This is a genomic window from Pseudomonas sp. K5002 (assembly GCF_013386655.1).
In the GTDB taxonomy this organism is placed as follows: Bacteria; Pseudomonadota; Gammaproteobacteria; order Pseudomonadales; family Pseudomonadaceae; genus Aquipseudomonas.
This window is the reverse complement of record NZ_JACARK010000374.1, coordinates 1-3140: the sequence shown is the minus strand read 5'-3', so window position 1 is coordinate 3140 and position 3140 is coordinate 1. Positions and strand designations below refer to the sequence as shown.

The 3140-nt window shown below is 62.0% G+C and carries 5 protein-coding genes; all 5 read left to right on the top strand.

All coding sequences use genetic code 11. From position 1 onward, the window contains the following. The coding region (locus HX846_RS17825) for an ABC transporter permease subunit (protein WP_178965814.1) at positions 1-340 on the top strand (340 nt) is incomplete at its 5' end. Beyond that, positions 330-1022 carry an amino acid ABC transporter permease gene (locus tag HX846_RS17820; RefSeq protein WP_003207487.1) on the top strand — a complete coding sequence of 231 codons (693 nt, stop codon included), beginning with the start codon at positions 330-332 and terminating at the stop codon, positions 1020-1022. The genes HX846_RS17825 and HX846_RS17820, both read left to right, overlap by 11 nt. Further along, positions 1009-1833 carry an amino acid ABC transporter ATP-binding protein gene (locus HX846_RS17815; RefSeq protein ID WP_178965813.1) on the top strand — a complete coding sequence of 275 codons (825 nt, stop codon included), beginning with the start codon at positions 1009-1011 and terminating at the stop codon, positions 1831-1833. The genes HX846_RS17820 and HX846_RS17815 overlap by 14 nt, the downstream gene beginning before the upstream one ends. Positions 1834-1849: 16 nt before the next feature. Further along, positions 1850-2446, top strand: coding sequence for a cysteine dioxygenase (locus HX846_RS17810; RefSeq protein WP_178965812.1), 597 nt, complete (start codon positions 1850-1852; stop codon positions 2444-2446). Positions 2447-2581: 135 nt separating this feature from the next. Then, on the top strand, positions 2582-3140 hold a 559-nt coding region (locus tag HX846_RS17805; RefSeq protein ID WP_178965811.1), incomplete at its 3' end, for a glutathione S-transferase N-terminal domain-containing protein.

Here is a 3140-nt window from a genome sequence, read left to right as displayed (position 1 = left end):
CGGCATCGAGGCGGTGCCCGCCGTGACCCTGGAAGCCGCCAGCTCCCTGGCCTTCAGCAGCCGGCAATTGCTGTGGAATGTGCAGTTGCCGTTGGCCCTGCGTTTCGCGCTGCCGTCGCTGATCAACAACCTGATCGACCTGGTGAAAATGACCGCCGTGGCCTCGGCCATCGCCGTGGGCGATATCACCTACGCCTCGATCATGATCTGGACCCAGAGCGACAACGTGCTGGAGCTGATGATTCTGATCCTGAGCTTTTTCGGCTTGCTGAGTTTTACCGTCAATTGTGTGGGGCGCTGGCTGGAAGCGCGCCTGAGGATGCCCGGCTATGGCCATTGATTCATTCCCGGTGCTGTCGGCGTTGCTGCAATGGTCGCCGGCGCTGGTGACTGGTTTCGGCCAGAACATCCTGATCAGCCTGGTGGCGATTGGTCTCGGCTCGCTGCTGGGCCTGATGGTGGGCGCGTTGGCCCTGTCGCCGTTGCGCCTGCTGCGGTTGCCCGCGCGGATCTGGGTGCAGGTTTTCCGCAATGCACCGTGGCTGGTGCTGATCTATTTCACCACCTACGTGTTCCCGTTCGAGATCCATATCGGCAGCAGCTACGTGTCGTTCCCGGACTGGGTCAAGGTGACGATTGGCCTGGCATTGCCGGCCAGCGCCAACGTGGCGGAGATCTTTCGCGGCGCCATCGGCTCGATCCCCAGCACCCAATGGGAAGCGGCGCGCTCGCTGGCATTTACCCGCGGCCAGATATTCAGCTCGATCATTCTGCCCCAGTGCTTCAAGCGCATGTTGCCGCCGTGGATGAACCTCTACGCGGTGGTCACCATGGGCACCGCCCTGGCGTCGCTGGTGGGCGTGCACGACGTGATCGATACCGCACAGATCGCCAGCAACACCGTGAACATGACCGGCTTTACCGTGGTGATCTACCTCAGCCTGTTGGTCCTGTTCTTCGCCTACTGCTACCCGATTTCCCGTTTGACCCAACGCCTGGAGCGCCGTTATGCCTTCTATTGAACCCCTGGTCAGCCTGCGGGATTTGCAGCTGTCGTTCGGTGACAACCGGGTGCTCAAGGGCATCGACCTCGACGTGCATCGCGGCCAGGCGGTGTCGATCATCGGCCCGTCGGGCTCGGGCAAGTCGACCATCCTGCGTTGCATCACCGGCCTGTTGCAGCCTCAGCGCGGCACCATTCGCGTGGGCGAAACCCGGGTCGATACGCTGACCCAGGAAGCGCAGCGCATCGAGTTGCGCAAGCGTGTGGGTTTTGTATTCCAGCAATACAACCTGTTCCCGCATTTGTCCGTGCTGGAAAACCTGGTGATCGCCCCGCGCAAGGTGCTCGGTCGCAACCGTGCCGATGCCGAGAAAGATGCCCGGGCGCTGTTGGCCAAGGTGCGCATGGAGCACAAGGCCGATGCCTATCCGGGCCAATTGTCCGGCGGCCAACAGCAGCGGGTGGCGATTGCCCGGGCGTTGGCGATGCGCCCCGAGCTGATCCTGTTCGATGAAGTGACCTCGGCCCTGGACCCGGAAACCGTCGGTGAAGTACTGACGGTGATTCGCGAGCTGACCGAAGAAGGCATGACCTGCGTGCTGGTGACCCACGAAATGCGCTTTGCCGAAGAGATCAGCGACATCGTCTATTTCACCGAAAACGGCGTGATCGTCGAGCACGGCAGCGCCGAGCAGATCTTCCAGCGCCCCACCAGTGAACGGACCCAGGAATTCCTGCGCCATGCCTTGGGCGATCCCGGCCGCCGGCCACCGACCGCCAACGATCCGTACCTGTTGACCAACCTGAGCCGCTACACCCTGTCTGTCTAACAAGAGGAACCTCGTCATGAGTACCGCAAACCGTGCCGCCGTTATCGAAGACTTCCTGCAGCAGATCCGCGTCATCAACCAGCGTGGCGTAGACCGCGCGGCCCTGGTGGAAATTGTCGGGCTGCTGGAAACCCTGGCCGAGCGCCGGGACCTGTTCAACTTCAACGAATTCCCCGCGCCAGTGCCGGGGCAGGGCAGTACCGCGTTCCGCTATCGCCTGAACGACGACGGCGACACGCCCACCCTGTACCTGAACTCGTTGCTGCCGGGCAAAAGCACCCTCCCGCACAACCACGAAACCTGGGCGATCATCAGTGCCGTTGAAGGCCAGGAAATCAACTACGTGTATGGCCGCAACGATGAAGGGCGTGAGGAAGGCTTCACCACCCTGACCCTTGAGAAAGAAGTCGTCGTGCAGCCGGGCACCTCTATCTCGTTCCTCGGTGAAGACCTGCACGGGATTCGCGTTGAGGGTGAGCAGGCGACCTTGCATTTCCACCTGTACGGCTTGCCGCTGGAATCCCTCAATGGCCGTTATGGCGTTGAAGCAGACGGCCGGATCCTCAACTACAACGCCTCGCAGATGGCGCCTTCAATCCGGGCCTATTCCTGAGCACAACACACATCAAATGTGGGAGCGGGCTTGCTCGCGAATGCGGTGGGTCAGAAACGCATTCATTGGCTGACACACCGCATTCGCGAGCAAGCCCGCTCCCACAATTGGATCAGCGTTCATCCAGGGTTTTTTATGATTGATCTGTATTACTGGCCTACGGGCAACGGCCTGAAAGTCGGCATCCTGCTGGAAGAGCTGGAGGCGGAGTACCGCCTGATTCCGGTCAACATCCGCGAAGGCGCGCAGAAGCAGGAAAGCTTCCAGCGCATCAGCGCCAATGGGCGGATTCCGGCGATTGTCGACCACCGCCTTGAAGCACCCCTGAGCCTGTTCGAGTCCGGGGCGATCCTGAACTACCTGGCGGACAAGGCCGGGCGCTTCCTGCCGCCCGCCGGCACCGCCGAGCGCCAGAAGGTCCAGGAATGGCTGTTCTGGCAGGTAGGGCATATCACCCCGTACCTGAGCCAGTTGCAGCTGTTCAAGGAGAAGGCCCCGGAACCGATTCCCTTTGCCCTGGACCTGCTGAACGCCGAAGCCACGCGCCTGTATCGGGTGCTGGAGCAGCGCCTGGCGGAGGTGCCGTATGTGGCGGGCGAATACTCGGTGGCCGACATGGCGATCTTCCCGTGGATCCAGCCCCTGCGCCAAGGCCAGGACCTGGCGGACTACCCGAACATCCAGGCCTGGCGTC

Excerpts from the sequence above, each read along its gene's own strand:
- HX846_RS17810 (WP_178965812.1), top strand. The coding sequence starts at position 1,850 with ATGAGTACCGCAAACCGTGCCGCCGTTATCGAAGACTTCCTGCAGCAG.
- HX846_RS17820 (WP_003207487.1), top strand. The coding sequence starts at position 330 with ATGGCCATTGATTCATTCCCGGTGCTGTCGGCGTTGCTGCAATGGTCG.
- HX846_RS17815 (WP_178965813.1), top strand. The coding sequence starts at position 1,009 with ATGCCTTCTATTGAACCCCTGGTCAGCCTGCGGGATTTGCAGCTGTCG.